Origin of the sequence: Legionella bozemanae (assembly GCF_001648595.1) — a bacterium.
GTDB lineage: Bacteria > Pseudomonadota > Gammaproteobacteria > Legionellales > Legionellaceae > Legionella > Legionella bozemanae.
In genome coordinates this window covers 1-1,173 of sequence record NZ_LBAW01000075.1, presented here as the reverse complement: position 1 = coordinate 1,173, position 1,173 = coordinate 1, and the positions used below count along the sequence as shown (strand labels likewise).

The following is a 1,173-nucleotide window of genomic DNA, read 5'->3' as shown; positions in this document are numbered from 1 at the left end:
ACAACACCGGCGCCTACAGTACGGCCACCTTCCCGAATTGCGAAACGTAAACCTTCATCCATCGCAATAGGTGCATGCAGGTGAATGGTCAATTGTACGTTATCACCAGGCATTACCATTTCCACCCCAGATGGAAGATCACAGGTTCCAGTTACGTCTGTCGTTCTGAAATAAAACTGTGGTCTGTATCCATTGAAGAATGGTGTATGTCGTCCACCTTCTTCTTTTGATAATACGTATACTTCTGCTTCAAATTTTGTATGAGGCTTAATTGTGCCTGGCTTAGCTAATACCTGGCCACGCTCAACTTCATCACGTTTGGTTCCACGTAATAACACGCCAACGTTGTCACCAGCTCGACCCTCATCCAACAACTTACGGAACATTTCAACGCCTGTGCAGGTGGTTTTTTGAGTGTCACGAATTCCAACAATCTCAATCTCTTCACCCACTTTAACGATACCACTCTCTACGCGTCCGGTTACTACTGTGCCTCGTCCAGAAATAGAGAAGACGTCTTCGATTGGTAACAAAAATGCTTTATCAATGTTACGTACTGGCTCAGGTATGTAGGAATCCATAGTCTCAACCAATTTCTCAATCGCTTTAACTCCGATATCACTGTCATCACCTTCTAATGCTTTCAATGCAGAACCAACAACAATCGGAATATCATCGCCAGGAAAATCGTAACTGCTTAATAAGTCACGTACTTCCATCTCAACCAACTCTAACAACTCAGGGTCGTCTACCATATCTGCTTTATTCATGAACACAACAATATAGGGTACTCCTACCTGACGTGATAACAATATGTGTTCACGTGTTTGTGGCATTGGACCATCCGCCGCTGATACTACAAGTATCGCTCCGTCCATTTGCGCCGCACCGGTAATCATGTTCTTAACATAGTCAGCATGTCCAGGGCAATCTACGTGCGCATAGTGTCTGTTTGCTGATTCATATTCTACGTGAGCTGTAGATATTGTAATACCTCGCTCCCGCTCTTCGGGTGCTGCATCAATCTGGTCATACGCTTTGGCTGTGCCACCAAATTTCTTTGCCATAATTGTGGTAATAGCCGCAGTTAATGTAGTCTTACCGTGGTCTACGTGACCAATCGTGCCAACGTTTACGTGTGGCTTCTTACGCTCAAATTTTTCCTTCGCCATT

1 protein-coding gene is annotated in these 1,173 nt (G+C 44.6%); it reads right to left on the bottom strand.

The annotated features are described in order from the left end of the window. A partial coding sequence (tuf, locus tag A8O27_RS18075; protein ID WP_064115168.1) for an elongation factor Tu occupies window positions 1–1,172 on the bottom strand: 1,172 nt, incomplete at its 3' end. Window position 1,173 lies beyond the last annotated feature (1 nt).